The organism is Anabaena sp. WFMT, from assembly GCF_051781005.1.
Taxonomy (GTDB): domain Bacteria; phylum Cyanobacteriota; class Cyanobacteriia; order Cyanobacteriales; family Nostocaceae; genus Anabaena.
Map to the genome: position 1 here is coordinate 156377 of NZ_JBPWOA010000034.1, position 20630 is coordinate 177006.

The following is a 20630-nucleotide window of genomic DNA, read 5'->3' on the forward strand; positions in this document are numbered from 1 at the left end:
AATTCGTAATTCGTAATTCGTAATTTTACTCCAATCACCAATTACCCATTACCCATTCACTCAATTGCTAATCGCAATGCAGGATAGGGGAAAAGACTTTGAAATCCTTTTAAACGCTGACTTAATGACTCTGAAGAATTATTCCAAAGACTTTCATAATAAAAGAAAACTACACCTAATCCACGCTGTTGTGCGGCTCGTACTTGAGCTTTAATTTGATTTATGGATACGGGTTTTGTTCTTAATCCTGCCATAATTCCGACTCCAGTAGGAATTATTTGCTGTACTTCTTGCATTTCGGGGCGGGAAATTTTGGCGTTAAATTGATCTAAATTGTCTCGATAAACTTGTACAATTAGCTCATTTACGATGTTTAAGCGCACCCATTTGAGCCAGTCTTGTAGTTGAAACTTGTAAGCAAAATCGTAGTAATTAGGTGAAACTGAAAAAATTGCTTTTGGTTTTACTTGCTTAACTCTTTCGTTAAGTCTAACCATGAAATCTGTGATTTTATTTGCACGCCAGCTTACCCATTCTGGGTCTTGAGGATCTGCTGGAGGATTCTTTTTGGTTTCTTGGCGGTACAAGGCAACTGTATATTTATCATAGCCAAATTCATGAGGTAAGCTCATGTGATCATCAAACTGAATACCATCAATGTCATAGTTATTGGCAAGTTCTAACAACAAATTGGTGATGAAATTCTGTACTTCTGGATGAAAGGGATTTAACCATGAAACTTCACCAGCCGCACTAATAGAAGTTTGACTACCGTTCCGTTTTTGTGTAAACCATTCTGGTTTATTTAATGCTAGTTCCGAGGTAGGAGGAGCCATAAAACCAAACTCAAACCAAGGAATTACAAGTAAATTTTGACGATGGGCTTTATTAATTATATCAGCAAGAATATCATGTCCATCTGAACCACGAAAAACAAAAGGTTGAATATCTAGACGTTTAGCTACATTGCTAGGATACATCACATAACCAGAATTCCAAACTACGGGATAGATGGTGTTGAAGTTAAGCGTTCGCATTTTTGTAACAGCATCTTGGACTTTTTCACGATCTTTGAAGATGTTAAGATCGTTGTTGGTAATCCACACTCCCCGAATTTCTTGACGAGGTGTTTGGGCGTTCACAGAAATGAAGGTATTTGCCCATAAAACTGTGACAAAGGAAATTAAAAATAAAAACGGAAACAGAGTTTTCAGTAATTTAGAATACCAATTTATTCTTTGTCCACGCTGCGAACCAAAGGAGAAGAAATTTATTTTCATCCTGGTGAAAGATGTATTGATTGAAGATTTATGCAGCCGCATCAGATTTTGACAGAACCTACGAGTCATATGATCTAAGAACATTAGGAATTTCGAGTTGGTAGTTGTTTATTCAATGCAATGCATTGTGTTGGGCTAGAAAATTCATCCCATCTGATTGAGTAAATGTAGATTTGTTGACGTAGCTAATTAAAAGTAGTGCCTGGTTTAGATATTTTTTTGGATAAAGCCATATCAAATTAATTTTTCAAGGTTTTTAGATCAAAAGAATTCTGATTTCTTATGTTAAGCATTAAAGAGATGTCAATTTTGTAAAATTCAAACTCATTTTGATAAATTTGCCAAATTCAAAGTTAAATTGCCGAAATTTTTGATATATCTTTGTATTTATACAAATTTAATACTCTATCTATAATATATTTACTGTTGACTTTAAAGAAGTAATATGGTTTGCAAATAATTCAAGGTATTAAGTTGTACTGTTGGCATAATTGCTGGAAAATTTTTTTGTATCTCCTTAAGTTCAAAGTCCAGTAAAACAGTCCAACAGAGTTAATTTACCGTGTTTCAGATGAAAAGATAAAAAAGATACCATACAATAGTGCAAAGATGTATAGAATCTTGTAAAGACATAAATTACATTTACACTGCTGTTTAAGATGCAAACCTTGAAGCCTTCCTCCTCAATGCTATCTGTAGCGCCAAAATTATGCCAGCCTCTAAAGATTGTCGCCTTGGGAGATAGCTTAGTATATGGATACGGCGACCCGGAGAAAGGCGGTTGGGTGGAACAACTAAGACGGTGGTGGATGTTGCCGGATAGTGTTGGTCATGTGCTATATAATTTGGGGGTTAGGGGCGATCGCACTCAACAAGTTTCTCAAAGGCTAGAAATAGAATTTCGCAATCGAGGAGAAATCCGCAACCGTGTCCCAGACCTGATTATTTTATCTGTCGGAGTTAACGACACACCCCGCTTAGGTCGTCCCAACGGCAAAAATTACACAGATTTCTCTCAATTTGAAACCCAAATCGCGGCATTATTAGACCAAGCACAACAACTGTGTCCCGTCGTCTTTGTGGGTATGGTTCCCGTCGATGAAACCAAAATGCCATTTCTTGATTGTTTATATTACAATCACACCGACCAATACCGCTACAAAGAAGCCACCCGCATAGCTTGTAACCAACGGCAAATACCCTATTTAGATATTTTTGACCAATGGATGGAACGCAGTGCAGATTGGAGAGAAAAACGCATTACGCCAGATGGACTCCACCCCAATACTCTCGGTTATCAAGACCTATTAGAAGCTGTTCTTAACTGGTCAGAATTAGCAAAATATCATTGCCAAGTAGATTACCAACTGCAATTAAAAAATTCATAAATTTTAATTTGTAATTAAGTATTTCCAAAAATTTATTGTGGTGCGGGCAAGATGCCCGCTACGAACTAATCCAGGACATAATTTCCTAATATCATAGCCCCCTCCTCGCTTGCGGGGAGGGGGTTGGGGGAGGGGTTCTTAGAAACGCTATAAATATTGATTTTAATTCTTGAACTACACAGTATTTATTTATGACTCCAACTTTATTTGGTCGTTGGCAAACTCGATTATTATTATTACTAACCGTCGGAATATTAGTATCTATACCTTTTGCTATTGGTTTAATTGGCAACCGTCCTCACACAGTTTATTTTTGGATAATTGCCTATGTTGCCATCTTTGGTTTAGCTTGGGATATCGTTTATAATTATCTTCAAAAATCCCGTTGGGATAGGGACTGGCCAGCAGCTTATCAACTTTTTGCAGGTATTTGGGAAATGGTTTTTGTATTTTGTGGAGTGAAGATTTTTGGATTTTTACCCATACCTATGCCTAAAGAAGAATTACCAGTAGGGATATTTTTTCTCCATTACAGTATTGTTTGGTTCGCGGTTTTTATAACTTCGCAAAGTTTAATGAGGATTATTTTTCCCCGCTGGCGTTTTCGGGGTGGAGAGTGGTTTTAAAATTCGGAAATTCTTTTTCTCACGCAGAGACGCAGAGACGCAGAGAGAAATATTCTAATTTGGTGACCAGGGTCCGACAATTTTTATTCCTTGTTGTTCTTTTTGTGCAAGTTCTGTGTTTAAGTTGAGGAGTTTTTCTAGAATATCATCGTTATGATGAAAATCATAAGCTTGCATTACTAGTTTATCTAGTTGTTGATGTAGTTTATAAAGTTGGCTAGTTGGTTCGTGAAAGAATTTATTATAAAGTGTGGTAATTCCCCACTGTTTTGACTCCATTTGTTCTGTGCGATATTGATGAAGTTCTTCAGCTTTAGCGCGAATTTGTTGTACTATTTTAATGTCTGCTGTTTGGGGAAATGGGAACGTTTCAAAACAGGTGTTGTGTGTGTAACGAGTGTCTCCTTTTAAAGTAGAACTTTGCGCTTTCACCCAAATGCGATGTATGTTAGATGTGATAATTCCTAGAATGTAAAAATCCTCTGATGTAACAACTGTTGTTGAATCACCTGGTAGCCAATTAGAATTAGCAGGAATAAAAATAAACCACTTAGAATGTCTGGGAATATTAAAATACAATGATAAAGATGCTATTCCTTGACGCATTTCTTGACGTACACGCCAGAATTTCCACCAATATTTAACAGCTTCAGGATCTTTAGTTTCTTCACGCTGTTGCTTAACAGTAGCCTTCACATATTCTAAAATAGGCAAATGATTGTTAGCTTCCTCAAAATTCATATCATTGAAGTCAATTATCCATCTTTTAGGATTACCGTGAATAGCTTGAGTTAAGCTTGTTGCATCTGAAAATTTTTTCAGTATTTTTTGATTATTAGTATCAGCTTTAATCCATATTTTGGCTTGAATTTAAGTCACTATAAAGCCTGCACCACGAGGAGTTACACCCTGAAAGCATTTATTGAGATTTGCTTGTAACCGCGCAGCTTGAGAAACATCAATACTAGATTTTAGGGAAGAATTGATTTGCAAAACTATCTGATTATCTAAATAGTATTTTTCCGGTTTACTCTTACACCAATTGACAATACTTACATGAACTTTAGCAGCACCAGACCAAGGTTGTGTAGAAATTGCTTCATGAATATAACCACCATTTTGAGTAATATAATCTAAAGCAGCAATTCGGCTTTTACCTTGACTAATCGAATTAGTCGCAACTAAACCTACTCTACCCTTTTCACCCAGATTATCATGAGCTATTCTAAACCAATAAGCACAAAAATCTACAGAATCTTTGACTTTAGGAAAAGCTTGAAAAATTTTATCTACATATTTATCATTTAAATCCATCCTCATGTTTTTTCCACCTAAAAATGGTGGATTTCCAATAATTGCATCTGATTTGACCCATTCACTAAACAAAGCATCTTGACAAACAATATTATTATCTAAAGTATCTAACGGTAATGCAGGTTCAGTTAAATTCAAATTATCAATTGCAATCTTCCGCGCAATCATCAAAGTCACCCGTGCTAATTCCACAGCAAAAGGATTTGTATCCATTCCATAAAATTGTAATGGAGTCACTAAACCCATTTGCATTTGCTTATCTTCAGATTTTCGTTTTTGTTGCATTTTCTCTAACAGCAAAGTTTCAATCCTCTTCAACTCCTGATAAGCCATATAGAGAAAATTACCCGAACCACAAGCAGGATCTAGAACACGATAACTTTGCAACTCTAATTGCAGTCCTGAAAGTTCCTTAATTGTATTTGCTTCTTCAATTCTTTCTTCCCAAAAACGGCTAATAGTCGGGCGGACAATTTTCATAATATCCGCTTCGGAAGTATAATGAATTCCTCTAGCGTGACGCTCTTTTTTATCCACCGTCCCTTCAAACAAATTCCCGAAAATAGCCGGACGTACCTTACTCCAATCCTCTCGCGCAGAGACATCCAAAAAATTTAATTCTTCTCTCGTTAAATCAATTCCATGAATTTGCGAAAACAACCCACCGTTGAAATAATCTACTCCTTGATAACGTCCCGCTGGGGTTTTTCCCAATTGATTCATTTCCCGAAATAATCCACCCAAAATATCATAAGAACTAGCCCCGTTCATGCAATCCTGCACACAAGAAACAAACATATCACGAGGTAAAAGTTGTCTATCTTCTGCAAACATCGCTAACACACATTGCAAAATAAAACGCTGTGCTGTTAACTTCTCAATTCCTCGTTTTTCCAACTCTAATAATAATTCTCCCATACGCCATGCAGCGCGTTCTGTCACCTCAACCTGATTATTTTGGAATACAGGAGTTTTTTGCCCTAATTCCATAAAGACCAAAGCTCCTGCCCGTTCTGGCAGTTGCTCCAGTGCAATCTTATCTACAGGTGTATCTAACTGAATATCAAAATCAAATATCCAAAACTCATCAAAGTTGCACAAAATTACATATTTAGGACGATTTGGAACCAACCGCGTCCAATAATCAAAAGCCTGAGAATAATGTTTACTTAAATCTTCTCCCCGCTTTTTCATCTCAATTAAAACGCGCGGTTTCCAAACCAAATCAGCAAAACCAGTTTTCCCCTGTTTGCTACTTTTTTTAATCGCTTCCTCGTATGTCGCCCCCGCTTCCAGCGCCCCTTCATGTCCAAACGCCCGAAAAAATCGGTCTAAAAACGTCTGTGCTTCCTTCCGTTCCTGTCCCGTAATGTGCTGCTGACAAAAACTCACAAACTTCGCCAAACTTTCCGGTGTAGCTGCTACCATTTTTGCTGGAGAATTATCTTAAGTACCTTCAATAATCCCCATGTTACAAATTAATCAACCAAAATAGTAAAAGCATTTCAATAAATACCCAAACTCATCTTCTTCCTTCTTCCTTCTTCCTTCTTCCTTCTTCCTTCTTCCTTCTTCCTTCTTCCTTCGCGCTCTTTGCTTCGCAACGCTAAGGCGAACGCGTCCTTCGCGGTTCAATAAATCCAGATTCTTCTAATCGCAAAAGATTAAACATTGCTAAAAAAAGAGAAAAAATCAACCAAAATAACAGAAATTAACCTTCCCAATCCTGACTAGTATCACACAGAAAATTATCTGAAATGATATCATCGAATAAATAGGAACAATGCTCAGGAAAAGTTCTTAATGGTAAATTAGTTTCTCTTAAAGCCAAATCAACTCCTGCCTCAAAGCCATCTAACAAAGCTTCCTCTGTGCGAGACTTTAAGCTTGGGTTCTGTCGCAAATGCCTGTGAATGGCGCGACGCTGTTCTCGAATTGTTAAAAACCAACTTCGAGAGCGTTGTTCAGGTTGATACTCCCACTTCAAAATATGACCAATTAATACACTCAGACGACTCACCAATTCCCGATACTCCTGTCGTCCCAAAGCTTGAACTTCCTCTTGCAAGTGTTGCCAGTCTAGCTCCTGAGCTAGCTTCTGTTCCAAAGCTTTAGCCTGTTGTTGTGTCCAAGCATAGAAATCTTGTTCATACAAAAAAGGCTTGTCCATATCCATAGAGTTAAATCTTTACACTAAGGGATAGCACAGTTAATTAAAGGATATAGCAGTTAAATTAGTAACTAGTAAATTAAGTTAATTTAACCCGCTTTTGCTTCATCACTAGAAGCTTCAGCCACAGCAGCCAACCTATCCGCTGCCGCTTGCACAATTTGCGCCACTTGACTCAGAGGCATATGTTGGATTTGCCTCAAAATCAAAATCAAATCAGAGGTTTCTTGTATTGGCTTGCCTTCTAAACAACTGAGTAATTCTTCTAGTGTGTAACCCGCTCTTGCTGCGATTTTCGCCAAATTCTCTGTATCTGGTACTTTTACGCCTTTTTCCCACATCTGAACAGAGGTAGCAGAAACACCCAAAAGCTTGCCAAACGCTCGCTTACTCATTTCACCACGAGCTAATTTGATAATCTCAATCAGTTTTTCCCTACTTTCAATATTCACTGCTTATATTAGGTAATTAGTCTGTTCTATTTAGGACTAAAGCTACATTTCACACTCAATGTCTTTTGTAGAGTGCGTCAAATGTCGAAAATCTGTTGATACTAACCAATTTATAGGTATGAAGCACTCTACTAATAGGCTAGTTGCGTAAGCCCTGCTATTGACAACTTTATTTTTAATACTACAACTTTTTTAGTTTTATATTGACATCTACCTTTTTTGGAATTAAACTATAACTAAAGTTATTATATATTAACTATAAGAACCACAAGTGTGGTAAATTATCTAAACTAGGTTGAACTAAAATGATCTAGCTAGTGAGAAGAATTTAGCTACCAACTCTGAATTTCTGCAAATCCCATAATAGGTGCATCATGTCTCGCCATTCACGCGAAATTAATAAATATCGCCGCAAAGGTAAAAACCTTATTAGCTCTAATAAAATTAGACCACAACAGTGGGACATTTCGGAAGCCGAAGCCAAAGAAGCTCTACAAGCCAAAGGCTACGATGTGAAGCAAATCAAAAAAATCCACTGCCTCAAGCATCAGGTGTCTATTTCTTATTGGGATAATCAAGGTAATATTTGCAGCAGTTTTTTCAGCTATCGAATTTTTGCCCGTTGGCACAAAGAAGTAGAAAAGTTAATTGACCACTGCCCAAATCTCAAGGAATGGACGAGATTAAACTACGTTATAGGTTATGAGTTTGTCTATTACCATTATCTGAGTGCGATTGAAGATGCACTCCATCAGTCATTAGAAAACCGCTTGTCAGAGTTAAATATAACAGAAGAACAAGCGGTTTCTCAGGGTATTTAAAGGTGAAGATTAGCTGCCAGAGGTAGCTAATTCAGCTAAACGCTCTTGCTGGTCTTGAGAAATACAAGATTGGACTACCGTTTCTAAGTCGCCTTCCAATACAGGGTTAAGGGTGAAATTTTGACCTAAACGATGGTCAGTCACCCGGCTATCTTTATAATTGTAGGTACGAATTTTTTCGGAACGGGAACCTGTACCGACTTGCGATCGCCTCATAGAAGTGACAGCCTCTTGTTGTTCCCGTAACTTTATCTCATAGAGTTTAGCCCGCAGAATTTGCATAGCCCGTTCTTTGTTTTGCAACTGGCTACGTTCTTCTGTACAGAAAATTCTGATTCCTGTCGGTTTGTGGAACAAGTCAGCGGCTGTTTCCACTTTGTTGACGTTTTGTCCACCAGCACCGCCAGAACGAGCAGTACTCATTTCAATATCTTTCGGGTCAATATGAATTTCTACATCATCCACTTCCGGCATAATGGCGATAGTGGCTGTAGAAGTGTGAACTCTTCCCCCAGCTTCTGTTGCAGGAACGCGCTGTACACGATGTACTCCCGCTTCAAACTTCAGCTTGCTATAAACGCTGTCGCCTTGAATTTCTAGAATCACTTCTTTGAAGCCGCCCATCTCACCCAGAGACTCGCTAACTAGCTTCACTTTCCATCCCTGAGTATCAGCGTAGCGGGAATACATCCGCAGTAAATCACCAGCCCAAATACTCGCTTCATCGCCACCAGTCCCAGCGCGAATTTCCAACATGATGTTTTTATCATCATTGGGGTCACGGGGTAGCAGCAAAACCTTCAAACGACTTTCTAAGTATTCCAGCTTTTCTACTAATTCACTAACTTCCAAAGCTGCCATTTCTTGCAACTCAGGATCACTATTTGCTTCTTTGAGTACTTGACGTGCGCCAGTCAAGTCTTCCTGAGCCGTCTTCCAAGTTTCATAAGTATTTACTACCTCTTCCAAGGAAGAACGAGACTTGGCAATCTTTTGATACTCGTCAGGATTTTTAGTCGTATCAGGGTCGCCTAACCGACGTGTTAATTCATGAAAAGTTTGTTCAACAGATTTAAGTTTCTCCAGCAGGTATGATTCAGCCATGAGTAGGATTCCTTAAAATAACAAATTGGCTCAAGCATTAAATGACAATCGACCCAGCAGATGCAGGGTCGTCGTTAACAGCTACAGCCAATCCGCTACTTTGTAGTTTCGCCAGTTTCTTGAGTACTGCTCATGCCGTACTTGCGGAGGAAACGTTCAACTCGACCCTCAGCGTCAATCATCTTCTGAGTACCAGTGTAAAAGGGGTGATTTCCAGACCAAACATCTACGTGCAGTTCAGGTTTGGTTGAACCTATGGTCATGACAACTTGACCGTTGCAGTAGACTTTAGCCTCTGGATACCACTTGGGATGAATATCAGATTTAGCCATTGTTCCTTTTGTGGTGAATCTATACAAATTATAACTTTTAGCCTTGGCAGGCTGGTATAACTTTAGATTTTAGAATTTCCTATCAATCCAAAATCCAAAATCCAAAATTGATTACCGTTTGGAGTACTGAGGAGCTTTCCGCGCTTTGTGTAAACCGTACTTCTTCCGTTCTTTAGCTCGTGGGTCACGAGTTAGGTAGCCTTCGGTTTTCAAAGGTGGGCGATTATCTGGATCTAGTTGGCACAAGGCACGGGCTACTCCCAAGCGAATGGAATCTGCTTGTCCTGTTAAGCCGCCACCTTCTGCTTTGACTAAAATGTCATATTCACTTTCTAGTCCCAAGGTTTCTAAGGGCGCTTTGATAGCTCCTAAGTAGTTAGCATTAAATTGGAAATATAATTCTCCATCTTTGCCATTGACTACAAACTTACCTTCACCTGGAACTAGACGTACCCGCGCTACTGCGGACTTACGTCGGCCTGTACCCCAGTAAACGGCGCGACCGCTATTAGCTTCTGCTACTTGCATTAATTTTCTCCAGGAATTGTATTAATTACTAGTTCTTTGGGTTGTTGAGCTGCGTGGGGATGAGTAGGCCCAGCGTAGACTTTCAATTTGGTGAATAATTGCTTACCCAAGCTATTTTTAGGCAGCATCCCTTTAACGGCGTGTTCTAAAATCCTTTCGGGTAGGCGCTGTTGCAGCTTGGCAAAGGTTTCTGTTTTCATTCCACCGGGACGACCAGAATGGCGACGGTAGATTTTTTGGGTACGTTTTTTGCCTGTAACTGCCACTTTTTCGGCATTGATGACAACTACGAAATCACCTGTGTCCATGTGAGGGGTATATTCAGCTTTCTTTTTCCCTCTGAGGATCATGGCGATTTCGCTGGCCAGACGGCCGAGGCGTTTATCGGTGGCATCTACTACGTACCAGTCACGCTCAAGGGTTGCTTGAGGAGGAAGGTATGTTTTACTACTCATTGTTATTTGTCCTTTGTTTTTTGTTCTTAGTCAGTTGTGCTGATGACTAATGACTAAACACTAGATATGGCAGGGTGTCGTACCAAATTTCGCTGGGAAAGGGAAAATCGGGATAACCGACTCTCAATAAACATAAGCCCTGGGGAGGTGCGGCATATTTCACTTCTTCCCGGCGTTCTTCTTGCCAGATTTTTGTAAAATTATTCAGCGTCCTTTGTCCAGAACCTACTTCTACCAGCATCCCTACCAATAGGCGTACCATGCCATATAAAAATCCATTTGCTTGAATTTCAATATGGATAAATGGCCCACTGCGATGACATTCGGCTACTTGTACTTCTACCCAGGAATGCGATCGCGCAGATCCTGCACGGTGAAAAGCAGCTAAATGATGTTTTCCCAGCAGAGGTTCAAGGGCAGCTTGAATTAAAGATTCATCCAAGGGAGCATAATAATAATGCCAACTGAAGGGGGTTACGAACAAGTTCGGTAGTGCTTCAGTATAGATGGTGTAGCGATATCGTCGAGATACTGCACTAAAGCGAGCGTGCCAACTGTCACTTACACCGGCCGAAGCCCTGATTAATATATCTGGGGGCAGATAGCTGTTCAGAACTGTTGCCCATTTGTGAGCCGGAATTAAACCTGTGGCATCAAAATGAGCTACTTGGGCAGCTGCGTGAACTCCGGCATCGGTTCGCCCTGCGCCGTGGAGTGTCACATGATACCCCAGAACAGTAGCTATAGCTGTTTCTATCTCTTCCTGGACAGTTCGCTGCGCCTTTTGCCTTTGCCAGCCATGAAAGCGAGTGCCTAAGTACTGAATGACTAAGGATACTCTGTGGGTTGGGATAGGCTGGCGGCTTTCTAACATACTGGTTTTTGTCAGTGGCAAGAGGCAAGAGGCAAGAGGCAAGAGTTTTTAGATTTTTAATTTATTTTTCCCTAATTCCCTATTCCCTATTTCCTATTCCCTATTCCCTATGACTTTAAACTAGTTCAATAATCGCCATTTCAGCATTATCGCCCCGACGGGGGATTGTATGCAGAATGCGAGTATAACCTCCTTGACGGTTAGCATACCGGGTGGGAGCTTGCTCAAACAGAGCATGAACCAGTGTTTTGTCGAAGATGTAGCCTAGGGCTTCCCGACGTGCTGACAAGGAGCCATTTTTAGCTAGGGTAATCATCTTATCCACTTCACTCCGCAGGACTTTAGCGCGGATTAAGGTGGTGGTAATTCGACCATGACGGATTAGCTCGGTGGTTAGCGATCGCAATAAAGCGCGGCGCTGGTCAGCTGGTTTACTGAGTTTTTTGACTCGACAACGGTGACGCATAATAAGGCACTATGAATTATTAACGATTGTAGTTAGGTTTGCTTAGAACCTCTTTCTTGCGGTAAGGTAATGCCTAAACGTCGCTGTAAAGCTTCCACTACCTCTTCCGCTGACTTTTGACCAAAGTTTTTGATTTCTAGGAGGTCTTCTTGGGTGTAATCCAACAAGTCTGCCACTGAGTTAACTTGCGCTCGTTTGAGACAGTTATAAGCCCTGACAGAAAGTTGCAACTCTTCAATGGGAATCTGAGCAGTGGGATCGTCTGGAATATCTGAACCTGTATCTGTTGGTTCCAGGGAGATATCTTTCAACGGGTTGAATAAATCTACCAAAATTCCGGCTGCTGAAGATAGAGCTTCTTGAGGAGAGAGACTGCCATTTGTCCAAACTTCTAATAGCAATCTGTCTTTCAGCGATCCATCCCCACGAGCTTCCTCAACACTATAGTTGACTTTCCGCACTGGCATAAACACTGAGTCAATTTGCAGAAAGTCCAACGATGTGGCTTCTTCCCGTCCTCTCTCTACAGTGCGATATCCTTTGCCTCTCTCAATCCGAAATTCCATTTCCAGTTTTCCACCATCTGCTAAGGTGGCTACATACTGAGTCGGATCAATGACTTCTACTTCACTGGGTAAATCAAAATGCGCCGCAGTAACTGTTACTGGACCGTTAACGAGTAACCGACCAATCTGAGGTTGGGAGGAATAGTTTTTGAGGATGACTTCCTTCATTTTCATGAGGATTTCCAGCACGTCTTCTCGCACGCCTGGAACTGTGGCAAACTCGTGACTAACTCCGGCAATACGTACTGCTGTAACTGCTGTACCTTCTAGATTAGAAAGTAAAACCCGCCGCAGCGCGTTGCCTACCGTTGTTCCTTGACCGCGCTCTAGAGGTTCCAGAACAAATTTACTGTAATGACTTCGACTTTCCTCAGTATTTGACTCTACACATTCAATTTGAAACTGCGCCACGGAGTAGCCTCCCTTTTTAAGGTGCTGCTAGAAGACAAATCAATTGCCTCTCGAATTTACTTTATTGCCTGATCTGTGTTTGAGGTGTATCAAACTGCCAAGATTTAAATTTGGTAAAGTTTAGATGCCCCCAATTCCAGTCGCAGGCGCTGATAATGTTGTTGATTTTCAAAAGTTGAGCAGCCTTTCCTGTGGGAAGGGCTGACGTGCTTTATAGCTACGCAATGGGTCTAAAGTTGGCAAGCATTAAACTCTGCAAAGTTTAGACTCTATACGCCCCAGAAGGCATTGCAGATGTTTTTTCTGAGCTTTAACTTCTAGCTTTCATCGCTCAACAGGTTTTATCTAAACGCGACGGCGCTTGGGAGGACGACAGCCATTGTGAGGAATGGGAGTAATATCCCGAATCAGGGTAATTTCTAGTCCTGCTCCTTGCAATGCTCGGATAGCAGTTTCTCTTCCCGCACCTGGCCCGCTGACCATGACTTCAATTTGGCGCATCCCTTGATCGATCGCTCGACGGCCTGCGCTTTCAGCGGCGGTTTGCGCTGCAAATGGTGTACCTTTTTTTGCCCCTTTAAATCCACTAGAACCAGCGCTTGCCCAGGAGATGACATCTCCATTTTGATCGGTAATTGTGACAATGCTATTGTTGAAAGTAGACTGAATGTAGGCCATACCATTAGGTACGTTCCGTTTCTGCTTTTTGCTCCCGGATTTTTTAGTTGGTTGTCTCGCCATATTTGTTTAGTGAATTTAAGGTGAATCTTGCTGTTATTAGCAAGCCAAAAAACTTTATTTGCCAGGGGCTTTTTTCTTACCAGCCACTGTCTGCCTTCTTCCACGTCGGGTTCTGGCATTGGTGCGAGTTCTTTGTCCTCTGACGGGTAAGCCCATGCGATGACGACGACCTCTGTAACTGCCAATATCAACTAAGCGCTTGATATTCATCGCCTCTAAACGCCGCAAGTCACCTTCGACTTGATAGTTGCTTTCTATTTCGCCGCGTAGAGCTGCAACATCAGCATCACTTAAGTCTTTAACGCGGGTGTCTGGGTTCACACCGGTCGCCGCTAGGATTTCTTGCGACCTTGATAACCCAATTCCGTAAATGTAAGTCAGACCAATCTCGACGCGCTTATCGCGTGGAAGGTCTACTCCGGAAATCCGTGCCACAATTAATGTCTCCCTCTTTTGTTCGTAATCGCAGTTGATAAAACGTGATTAATCGCGTCTTTTCGTTTCTATGTTGATATTATGCTGCACTAAGCTCTAGTAGTCAGATATTTATCCTTGACGTTGCTTGTGCTTCGGGTTAACACAAATCACCATGACGCGACCACGGCGTTTAATCACGTTACACTTTTCACAAATTTTCTTGACTGAGGCTCTGACTTTCATGCCTTTTTACTTGACTCCAAATAGTAAATTATAGCATTTCTAGAGAAAATAATTCAGTTAAGTAAATGGGTAATGCCCAAAAAAGCTGATTTATGGTAGGATTTTCTACATAGTTTTACTTTTTCCGTAGTCTATAGGTAATTCTACCTTTTGTCAGGTCATAAGGAGTTAATTCCACTTTGACGCGATCGCCAGGTAAAATTTTGATGTAATTGCGGCGAATTTTGCCGGAAATGTGTGCTAGGACATTAAAACCGTTGTCCAAGTCAACACGAAACATTGCATTGGGCAATGATTCGGTGACTGTGCCTTCCATTTCAATCAAATCTTGTTTAGACAATTTGTTTTTTCCTCAACTCAACAATCTCATGTGACCCTGCCGCATATTCATCTGCACAAGAACACAGTTGGAGAAATATATCAACAGTTTATTAATATATCTTAGCTAAAATCGATCTACACTCTGGATCAAAACAGGGGAGTAGGAAATCAAGAAAATCCTTGTTTTTACTCTCCCCCTAATTCTAGTTAGCTAGACAGCTATGACATTTTCTAATTCGGTGGTGACTTCTTCTGGGGACTGATTACCGTTAACTGTCAAGAGTTTCTGGCGATCGCTATAATAGTTAATTAAAGGCGCAGTTTCTTCTCGATACACTTCTAAACGACGACGAATTACTTCTTCGTTATCGTCTTTGCGTCCTCGTCCAAGTAAACGAGTAATCACAATTTCATCAGGTGCATCCAAGTTAACTACTTTTTCGCCAGCCTGGCCTATTTTTGCCAGTAATTTCTCCAAAAAAGCTGCTTGTGTTACTTTGCGGGGAAAGCCATCTAGAATCCAACCATTTTGAGCATCTGGTTGATGAAGACGTTCTTTGATCAGATCTTCAACTAGTTGATCAGGAACTAACTCTCCCTTATCCATGTAACTTTGTGCTTTTATGCCCAAAGGTGTTTGGTCTGTAATGGCTTGCCGTAAAATGTCACCTGTAGAAATATGGGGAATATGCAAAAATTCAGCCAAGTTTTTAGCCTGAGTTCCCTTACCTGCTCCAGGTGGTCCCAAGAAGATTAGTCGCGTCACTATTGTTTCACCATCCCTTCATAGCGCTGAGATATAACATAAGTTTGGATTTGTTTGGCAGTATCAATTGCTACGCCGACTAGAATTAACAATGATGTAGCACCCAATCCTTTAAAGGTTGGCACTTTCAAAGCACTTTCCACAGCGGTGGGAATAATCGCCACTAAGCCTAAAAAGATCGCTCCCAAAAAGGTCAGTCGGTTAGCTACACGCTCAATGTACTCACTTGTAGCCTTACCAGGGCGAATACCAGGAATACTAGAACCCATTTTCTTCAAGTTCTGCGCTACATCTACTGGGTTAAGAATCAGCGAAGAATAAAAGTAACTGAAGAAAACAATGGAAGTTAAGTAAACTAGAGCGTATACCCAAGGTGCAGAACCGCTAGGACTCAGGTAAGTGTTAACAATGTTGGCTAAGTCGGGGTTTTTGGTGAAATTGGCGATTAAAAGTGGCAAACTCAAAATAGCAGCCGCAAAAATAATCGGCATGACACCACCGGAATTTAAACGCAGGGGTAAATAACTGCGCTGTTCCGCTAAAACTCTTCTACCTACTTGACGACGAGCTGAAATAATAGGTATACGACGTAGACCTTCCTGCACAAAGACAATACCCACAATTGTCAGCAGGAATACTAATACTAAAACGATGACGCGACCAACGATTTCTCGTCCGCCAACTTGCACCAAGTCGATAGTATCGCCCAAAGATTTGGGTAAGGAAGCGACAATGTTGACAAAAATCAACAATGATGCGCCATTACCAATGCCTCGTTCGGTAATCAGTTCTGATGCCCACATCACAAACATAGAACCTGCTGTGAGTGCGATCGCTGTTTCCGCTACAAATATGGGTCCTGGGTTTAAGGCAAATTGTTGGAGGAATAATGCCGAAAAAGCCACACTTTGTATAATTGCCCAACCGACAGTTACATAGCGGGTAATTTGGGATATTTTCCGCCTACCTGCTTCACCTTCATTTTTCTGTAAATTTTCTAAAGAAGGAATTGCTGCGGTGAGCAATTGGATGATAATGGACGCATTAATAAAGGGCAAAATCCCTAAGGCAAAGATACCTAAAGTAGACAATCCCCGCCCAGAAAATATATCCAATAAACCAAATACGGAATTATTACCCGAAATGGCCTCAGCAAACCTAACTCTATTAATTCCTGGTATGGGTAAAAAGATTCCCAGGCGAACCAAAATTAAAATACCGACGGTGACAAGCAGCCTACCTCTTAGTCCAGCTGCTTGCGCCATCTGCATAAAAGTTTCTTGAGCCGTTGGGGCTTTGTCTCGACTGATCATAGAGTGCTACCTTTATAATAAACCAGGCGCTGGAAGCGAGTTGGCTGGCATAGAAGTGGGCTGGTTATGAATCAGTTTAAGACTTCACAACTCCCACCAGCGGCCTCAATTTTGCTACGAGCTTGTCCTGTGAAAGCTGCTGCTTGCACCTTGAGCGGAATGCTCAATTCCCCGTTCCCCAAAATTTTCAATGGGCCTTTAGCCGCAGTGAGGATACCTGCTTCTCTTAAAGAGGCCAAAGTTACTTCTGTATTGGCAGGGAGGGAGGCCAACTTCTCTACATTAATCGTAGTGTAAATTTTACGATTAACAATTGGAAAGCCTTTTAGCTTAGGTAAGCGGCGGTACAATGGCTGTTGACCACCTTCAAAACCAGGTCTAGTACCGCTACCAGAGCGAGACTTTTGACCCCGCATCCCCAGACCAGCACTTGCGCCTTGACCAGCAGAAATACCTCTACCTACGCGCTTACGGCGTTTTTTTGAGCCTTTTTGAGGCTTAACATCGTTGAGTCTCATGTTATGATTAGTAGTTTTTTACACTAATACTTAGTAAAAATCTTCTCTACTAGATGTAGAGGCTCTCAATAGGAATACCCCTATCTTCAGCGACTTCAGCAAATGTACGCAGTGTTGATAGGGCATTAACTGCGGCTCTAGCATTGTTGAGAGGATTGTTGGAGCCAAGTTGTTTGGCGAGAACATTACGAACTCCTGCCAACTCTAATACAGTTCTGACTGCACCACCGGCAATTACTCCAGTACCTGGTGCTGCTGGTCGCATCATCACCTTCGCTCCGCCACCTATACCATCAATGGGATGGGGGATAGAATTGGATTTGGTAATTGGAATGTCAATTAGATGCTTTTTGCCATCGGCGACGCCTTTTTTCACTGCCCCAATGACATCAGAGGCTTTACCTACTCCCACGCCGACTTGACCGCGCTCGTTACCAACGACCACAATCGCCCGGAAGCTAAGTTTTTTACCACCTTTAACGACTTTACTAACACGACGGATTTGAATTACCCGCTCTTGCCAGTTAGTTTCTTCTTTTTTTGCTCGGTTTGTTTTACGACGACCCGTTGCCATAATCAATGCCTCTGTTAGTCATTAGTCATTAGTCATTAGTCATTAGCCATTTGCTCTTATACAAGGGACAAAGGACAAATGACAAAAGACCATTTAGAAGTCTAAACCTGCTTCGCGTGCTGCTTCAGCTAGTGCTTTGATGCGACCATGATAGAGGTTACCACCGCGATCAAAGACGACTTTGGTGATGCCTTTTTCTAGCGATCGCACTGCGATTAACTTACCAACTTGCGCTGATGCGTTACAGTTTGCCCCAGAAGCCAAACTAGATTTCAATTCCGGTTCTACAGTTGATGCTGCCACCAAAGTTTGATGTTGTGTATCATCAATAACTTGAACATAGATATGCTCATTAGATCGGAATACAGCTAGTCTCGGACGTTCTGGTGAACCACTAACTTTGCCACGGACGCGTCGATGACGACGCTGTTTTGATTCTCTACGAGTAAGTTTCATGTTTACTTCTTACCACTCTTACCAGTCTTACCAGCTTTCCGTCTCACCACTTCACCGGCATAGCGAATGCCTTTACCTTTATAGGGTTCTGGTGGACGAACGCCACGGACTTTAGCTGCTGTGTTACCTACAATTTCTTTGTCATAGCCACTGACTATGACATTAGTAGTACCTTCCACTGCAAACTGAATTCCTTCTGGTGGCTCAATTTGTACCTGATGGCTGTAACCCATGTTTAAAACTAGGTTACGTCCTTGAACTTGGGCCCGGTAGCCAACACCTTGGATTTCCAAACGGCGTTGAAAACCAAGGGAAACTCCCTCAACCATGTTGGCAACCAAGGTACGGCTTAAACCGTGTAGTTGCCTAGATGTGCGGGTTTCATCCCGACGTGTTACTAATAATGTTTCCCCTTCTTGGGAGATGATGACATTAGCCGGTAGAACGCGAGAAAGTTCCCCTTTTGGGCCTTTCACGACTACTTTAGAGCCATCAATCGCCACTTCTACTTTTGCGGGAACAGTAATTGGACGTTTACCAATACGAGACATGACTTAATTTTGTCCTTTGTCAGATACGAGTTATTGTTAATAACTCCTAAAAATTCTGATAGCTTGGCGTGGCGTTAGCCATACTCCTGATAGCGCAGCGTGGCGTAGGCCATACTCTTACTTTTTTACCAAACGTAGCAAAGTACTTCACCACCCAAGTTCTGACGACGCGCTTCACGGTCGGTCATAATTCCACTGGATGTAGAAATCACGGCGATCCCGATTCCGCCTAGTACCCTTGGTAATTCTTTGCGATTGGAGTAAACACGTAAACCTGGTTTACTTACTCGTTTCAATGCAGTGATCAGAGGCTGACGGTTTTTACCCTTATATTTCAGGGCAATCACCAGATTTTGTTGTACCCCTTCACTTGATTCTGAAAATTCAGCAATAAAACCTTCGTCCCGTAGTACTTTGGCAATATTGCGAGTCATTTTCGTAGCTGGCACTTGTGTAGTTTGATGCCTTGCCAGATTAGCATTGCGGATGCGCGTCAGCATATCTGCAATTGTGTCGTTAGCCGCCATCGTTCCCTCTGTCTTATGAACTTATTGATCGCGAAAGGGCATTCCCATTTCTTTAAGTAAGGCACGTCCCTCTTCGTCATTTTTGGCTGTGGTGATGATAGAAATATCAAGACCACGGATTTGATCGATGCTGTCGTACTCGACTTCTGGAAAAATTAGTTGTTCTCTTACCCCTAGAGTATAGTTACCCCGTCCGTCAAAGCTTTTGGGGCTAATACCACGAAAGTCGCGAATTCTAGGTAGTGAGAGACTAACAAGTCGATCTAAAAAGGCATACATCCGTTCGCCTCTCAAAGTCACCATAATGCCAACAGGCATACCTTGACGAATTTTGAAGCCAGCGATCGCTTTTTTTGCCCTTGTTACCACTGGTTTTTGACCAGTTATCAGTGCAATTTCATTTAAAGAAGCTTCCAATGATTTGGCATTTTGAGCAGCTTCTCCCAAACCTCGGTTAATAGTTATTTTTACTACCTTCGGTACTTGATGAACGTTGGTGTATTGAAACTGATTAATTAGTTTGGGAACAATTGTCTCTTGGTATAAGTTTTTGAGTCTGGTTTTCGCCATAGTTTTTGTCCTTATTATCCCTGGTCTTGGTCAGGGAATTGGAGATTTTGGGTTTTAGATTTTGGATTTTGAATTAAAAAGATTTCTAAATCTATTCAAATCTAAAATCTCACCCTTCTTACAGGTTACTTATCAAGTATTTCACCTGTTTTCTTGAGCATTCTCACTTTCTTGCCCTCAGAGGTGAAAGTGTAGCAAACACGACTAGCAACATTTTGCTTAGTGGAATAGAGCATCACGTTAGAGCTATGAATGGGAAATTCCTGGGTGATAATCTGCCCGGATTCCCCTTCTTGCTGAGGTTTAACGTGCTTAGTTTTAATATTCACACCTTTGACAAGGACTTTGCTCAGTTGGGGTAGTGCTTTGATCACCTCACCAACTTTACCTTTGTCTTTACCAGCGATCACCTGTACAGTGTCCCCAGTTTTAACGTGCATTTTATGAAATACTTTGGGTTGTGGCTTTGCCATTACAGCACCTCCGGAGCCAAAGAAACGATTTTGGTAAAGTTCTTGTCGCGTAATTCCCGTGCTACCGGTCCAAAAACCCGTGTACCTCTAGGATTACCATCTTTGTTGATGATTACAGCAGCATTATCGTCAAAACGAATGCACATACCGCTGTCACGATTGATAGCTTTACGAGTACGCACAATTACAGCTTCCACAACATCAGACTTTTTAACAGCCATGTTGGGTGTTGACTCTTTAACAACAGCGATAATTTTATCGCCCACGCCACCATAACGGCGATTACCTGCACCTAATACGCGGATGCACATTAGTTTTTTGGCACCGCTGTTATCTGCGACGTTCAGATAAGTCTGGGGTTGAATCACAATTG

Annotated in this window: 27 protein-coding genes and 1 pseudogene; 3 read left to right on the forward strand and 25 right to left on the reverse strand. The window is 41.4% G+C overall.

Going from position 1 to position 20630, the window contains the following annotated elements; translation table 11 throughout:
• Positions 1-56: 56 nt before the first annotated feature.
• Complete coding sequence (locus tag ACSQ6I_RS23220) at positions 57-1280, reverse strand: glycoside hydrolase family 10 protein (protein ID WP_438892643.1); 1224 nt, start codon at positions 1278-1280, stop codon at positions 57-59.
• A 659-nt stretch (positions 1281-1939) separates the two neighbouring features.
• Here ACSQ6I_RS23220 and ACSQ6I_RS23225 point away from each other — a divergent pair.
• Positions 1940-2668 (forward strand): GDSL-type esterase/lipase family protein, encoded by a 729-nt coding sequence (locus tag ACSQ6I_RS23225; RefSeq protein ID WP_438892620.1) that lies wholly within the window; start codon positions 1940-1942, stop codon positions 2666-2668.
• 191 nt (positions 2669-2859) lie between these two features.
• Entirely contained in the window at positions 2860-3294 is a 435-nt protein-coding gene (locus tag ACSQ6I_RS23230; RefSeq protein ID WP_438892621.1) for a hypothetical protein, read from the forward strand.
• Positions 3295-3348: 54 nt separating this feature from the next.
• On the opposite strand, the pseudogene ACSQ6I_RS23235 reads toward ACSQ6I_RS23230, so the two are convergent.
• The 3 genes and pseudogenes from ACSQ6I_RS23235 to ACSQ6I_RS23245 all read right to left on the reverse strand — a co-directional run bounded on the left by ACSQ6I_RS23235 (position 3349) and on the right by ACSQ6I_RS23245 (position 7230).
• Positions 3349-6036 (reverse strand): annotated as a pseudogene (locus ACSQ6I_RS23235) (DNA methyltransferase).
• A 283-nt stretch (positions 6037-6319) separates the two neighbouring features.
• Entirely contained in the window at positions 6320-6778 is a 459-nt protein-coding gene (locus ACSQ6I_RS23240) for a DUF29 domain-containing protein (RefSeq protein ID WP_438892644.1), read from the reverse strand.
• A gap of 89 nt (positions 6779-6867) precedes the next feature.
• Positions 6868-7230, reverse strand: coding sequence for a helix-turn-helix domain-containing protein (locus ACSQ6I_RS23245; protein WP_438892622.1), 363 nt, complete (start codon positions 7228-7230; stop codon positions 6868-6870).
• A 374-nt stretch (positions 7231-7604) separates the two neighbouring features.
• On the opposite strand from ACSQ6I_RS23245, the gene ACSQ6I_RS23250 reads away from it, so the two are divergent.
• Positions 7605-8051: a hypothetical protein gene (locus tag ACSQ6I_RS23250; RefSeq protein WP_438892623.1), complete on the forward strand. Its 447-nt coding sequence runs from the start codon at positions 7605-7607 to the stop codon at positions 8049-8051.
• Between the two features lie 9 nt (positions 8052-8060).
• Here ACSQ6I_RS23250 and prfA read toward each other — a convergent pair whose 3' ends face one another.
• From prfA to rplN, 21 genes are all read right to left on the reverse strand, one after another.
• Positions 8061-9155 (reverse strand): peptide chain release factor 1, encoded by a 1095-nt coding sequence (gene prfA, locus ACSQ6I_RS23255; protein WP_438892624.1) that lies wholly within the window; start codon positions 9153-9155, stop codon positions 8061-8063.
• A gap of 95 nt (positions 9156-9250) precedes the next feature.
• On the reverse strand, positions 9251-9487 hold the full coding sequence (gene rpmE / locus ACSQ6I_RS23260) for a 50S ribosomal protein L31 (protein ID WP_323312332.1): 237 nt from the start codon (positions 9485-9487) through the stop codon (positions 9251-9253).
• 111 nt (positions 9488-9598) lie between these two features.
• A complete protein-coding gene (gene rpsI, locus ACSQ6I_RS23265) occupies positions 9599-10015 on the reverse strand; it encodes a 30S ribosomal protein S9 (protein ID WP_015215937.1) in 417 nt (138 codons plus the stop codon).
• Positions 10015-10470, reverse strand: coding sequence for a 50S ribosomal protein L13 (gene rplM / locus ACSQ6I_RS23270; protein WP_438892625.1), 456 nt, complete (start codon positions 10468-10470; stop codon positions 10015-10017). Before rplM ends, rpsI begins: the two co-directional genes overlap by 1 nt.
• A gap of 46 nt (positions 10471-10516) precedes the next feature.
• Entirely contained in the window at positions 10517-11344 is an 828-nt protein-coding gene (gene truA / locus ACSQ6I_RS23275) for a tRNA pseudouridine(38-40) synthase TruA (RefSeq protein WP_438892626.1), read from the reverse strand.
• 115 nt (positions 11345-11459) lie between these two features.
• Positions 11460-11810, reverse strand: coding sequence for a 50S ribosomal protein L17 (gene rplQ / locus ACSQ6I_RS23280; RefSeq protein ID WP_015215934.1), 351 nt, complete (start codon positions 11808-11810; stop codon positions 11460-11462).
• 32 nt (positions 11811-11842) lie between these two features.
• A complete protein-coding gene (locus ACSQ6I_RS23285; RefSeq protein WP_015215933.1) occupies positions 11843-12787 on the reverse strand; it encodes a DNA-directed RNA polymerase subunit alpha in 945 nt (314 codons plus the stop codon).
• Positions 12788-13132: 345 nt separating this feature from the next.
• Positions 13133-13528, reverse strand: coding sequence for a 30S ribosomal protein S11 (gene rpsK, locus ACSQ6I_RS23290; protein WP_015215932.1), 396 nt, complete (start codon positions 13526-13528; stop codon positions 13133-13135).
• Between the two features lie 54 nt (positions 13529-13582).
• Positions 13583-13963, reverse strand: coding sequence for a 30S ribosomal protein S13 (gene rpsM, locus ACSQ6I_RS23295; protein WP_015215931.1), 381 nt, complete (start codon positions 13961-13963; stop codon positions 13583-13585).
• 111 nt (positions 13964-14074) lie between these two features.
• Positions 14075-14188, reverse strand: a complete 114-nt coding sequence (gene rpmJ, locus ACSQ6I_RS23300) for a 50S ribosomal protein L36 (protein WP_015129703.1) — start codon at positions 14186-14188, stop codon at positions 14075-14077.
• Between the two features lie 115 nt (positions 14189-14303).
• A complete protein-coding gene (gene infA / locus ACSQ6I_RS23305) occupies positions 14304-14528 on the reverse strand; it encodes a translation initiation factor IF-1 (protein ID WP_006276978.1) in 225 nt (74 codons plus the stop codon).
• Positions 14529-14720: 192 nt separating this feature from the next.
• Entirely contained in the window at positions 14721-15275 is a 555-nt protein-coding gene (locus tag ACSQ6I_RS23310; RefSeq protein WP_438892627.1) for an adenylate kinase, read from the reverse strand.
• A complete protein-coding gene (secY, locus tag ACSQ6I_RS23315; RefSeq protein ID WP_015215929.1) occupies positions 15275-16588 on the reverse strand; it encodes a preprotein translocase subunit SecY in 1314 nt (437 codons plus the stop codon). Before secY ends, ACSQ6I_RS23310 begins: the two co-directional genes overlap by 1 nt.
• 71 nt (positions 16589-16659) lie before the next feature.
• Positions 16660-17106 carry a 50S ribosomal protein L15 gene (gene rplO, locus ACSQ6I_RS23320; RefSeq protein ID WP_323312340.1) on the reverse strand — a complete coding sequence of 149 codons (447 nt, stop codon included), beginning with the start codon at positions 17104-17106 and terminating at the stop codon, positions 16660-16662.
• Positions 17107-17155: 49 nt separating this feature from the next.
• Positions 17156-17680: a 30S ribosomal protein S5 gene (rpsE, locus tag ACSQ6I_RS23325; RefSeq protein WP_015215927.1), complete on the reverse strand. Its 525-nt coding sequence runs from the start codon at positions 17678-17680 to the stop codon at positions 17156-17158.
• A gap of 93 nt (positions 17681-17773) precedes the next feature.
• Positions 17774-18136 (reverse strand): 50S ribosomal protein L18, encoded by a 363-nt coding sequence (rplR, locus tag ACSQ6I_RS23330; protein ID WP_323312342.1) that lies wholly within the window; start codon positions 18134-18136, stop codon positions 17774-17776.
• A gap of 2 nt (positions 18137-18138) precedes the next feature.
• A complete protein-coding gene (gene rplF / locus ACSQ6I_RS23335; protein ID WP_438892628.1) occupies positions 18139-18687 on the reverse strand; it encodes a 50S ribosomal protein L6 in 549 nt (182 codons plus the stop codon).
• A 125-nt stretch (positions 18688-18812) separates the two neighbouring features.
• Positions 18813-19214 carry a 30S ribosomal protein S8 gene (gene rpsH, locus ACSQ6I_RS23340; RefSeq protein ID WP_438892629.1) on the reverse strand — a complete coding sequence of 134 codons (402 nt, stop codon included), beginning with the start codon at positions 19212-19214 and terminating at the stop codon, positions 18813-18815.
• A 21-nt stretch (positions 19215-19235) separates the two neighbouring features.
• Positions 19236-19784, reverse strand: coding sequence for a 50S ribosomal protein L5 (rplE, locus tag ACSQ6I_RS23345; protein WP_015215923.1), 549 nt, complete (start codon positions 19782-19784; stop codon positions 19236-19238).
• Between the two features lie 125 nt (positions 19785-19909).
• On the reverse strand, positions 19910-20257 hold the full coding sequence (rplX, locus tag ACSQ6I_RS23350; RefSeq protein WP_323312345.1) for a 50S ribosomal protein L24: 348 nt from the start codon (positions 20255-20257) through the stop codon (positions 19910-19912).
• Complete coding sequence (rplN, locus tag ACSQ6I_RS23355; RefSeq protein ID WP_015215921.1) at positions 20257-20625, reverse strand: 50S ribosomal protein L14; 369 nt, start codon at positions 20623-20625, stop codon at positions 20257-20259. Before rplN ends, rplX begins: the two co-directional genes overlap by 1 nt.
• Positions 20626-20630 lie beyond the last annotated feature (5 nt).

Coding starts and splice junctions, on each gene's coding strand:
- rplX (WP_323312345.1), bottom strand. CDS start 20,257: ATGGCAAAGCCACAACCCAAAGTATTTCATAAAATGCACGTTAAAACT.
- rplR (WP_323312342.1), bottom strand. CDS start 18,136: ATGAAACTTACTCGTAGAGAATCAAAACAGCGTCGTCATCGACGCGTC.
- rplQ (WP_015215934.1), bottom strand. CDS start 11,810: ATGCGTCACCGTTGTCGAGTCAAAAAACTCAGTAAACCAGCTGACCAG.
- secY (WP_015215929.1), bottom strand. CDS start 16,588: ATGATCAGTCGAGACAAAGCCCCAACGGCTCAAGAAACTTTTATGCAG.
- ACSQ6I_RS23230 (WP_438892621.1), top strand. CDS start 2,860: ATGACTCCAACTTTATTTGGTCGTTGGCAAACTCGATTATTATTATTA.
- rpmE (WP_323312332.1), bottom strand. CDS start 9,487: ATGGCTAAATCTGATATTCATCCCAAGTGGTATCCAGAGGCTAAAGTC.
- truA (WP_438892626.1), bottom strand. CDS start 11,344: ATGTTAGAAAGCCGCCAGCCTATCCCAACCCACAGAGTATCCTTAGTC.
- rpsH (WP_438892629.1), bottom strand. CDS start 19,214: ATGGCGGCTAACGACACAATTGCAGATATGCTGACGCGCATCCGCAAT.
- rpsI (WP_015215937.1), bottom strand. CDS start 10,015: ATGCAAGTAGCAGAAGCTAATAGCGGTCGCGCCGTTTACTGGGGTACA.
- rpsE (WP_015215927.1), bottom strand. CDS start 17,680: ATGGCAACGGGTCGTCGTAAAACAAACCGAGCAAAAAAAGAAGAAACT.
- ACSQ6I_RS23250 (WP_438892623.1), top strand. CDS start 7,605: ATGTCTCGCCATTCACGCGAAATTAATAAATATCGCCGCAAAGGTAAA.
- ACSQ6I_RS23220 (WP_438892643.1), bottom strand. CDS start 1,280: ATGAAAATAAATTTCTTCTCCTTTGGTTCGCAGCGTGGACAAAGAATA.
- rplM (WP_438892625.1), bottom strand. CDS start 10,470: ATGAGTAGTAAAACATACCTTCCTCCTCAAGCAACCCTTGAGCGTGAC.
- rplO (WP_323312340.1), bottom strand. CDS start 17,106: ATGAGACTCAACGATGTTAAGCCTCAAAAAGGCTCAAAAAAACGCCGT.
- rplE (WP_015215923.1), bottom strand. CDS start 19,784: ATGGCGAAAACCAGACTCAAAAACTTATACCAAGAGACAATTGTTCCC.
- rpmJ (WP_015129703.1), bottom strand. CDS start 14,188: ATGAAAGTCAGAGCCTCAGTCAAGAAAATTTGTGAAAAGTGTAACGTG.
- ACSQ6I_RS23240 (WP_438892644.1), bottom strand. CDS start 6,778: ATGGACAAGCCTTTTTTGTATGAACAAGATTTCTATGCTTGGACACAA.
- prfA (WP_438892624.1), bottom strand. CDS start 9,155: ATGGCTGAATCATACCTGCTGGAGAAACTTAAATCTGTTGAACAAACT.
- ACSQ6I_RS23225 (WP_438892620.1), top strand. CDS start 1,940: ATGCAAACCTTGAAGCCTTCCTCCTCAATGCTATCTGTAGCGCCAAAA.
- rpsK (WP_015215932.1), bottom strand. CDS start 13,528: ATGGCGAGACAACCAACTAAAAAATCCGGGAGCAAAAAGCAGAAACGG.
- rplF (WP_438892628.1), bottom strand. CDS start 18,687: ATGTCTCGTATTGGTAAACGTCCAATTACTGTTCCCGCAAAAGTAGAA.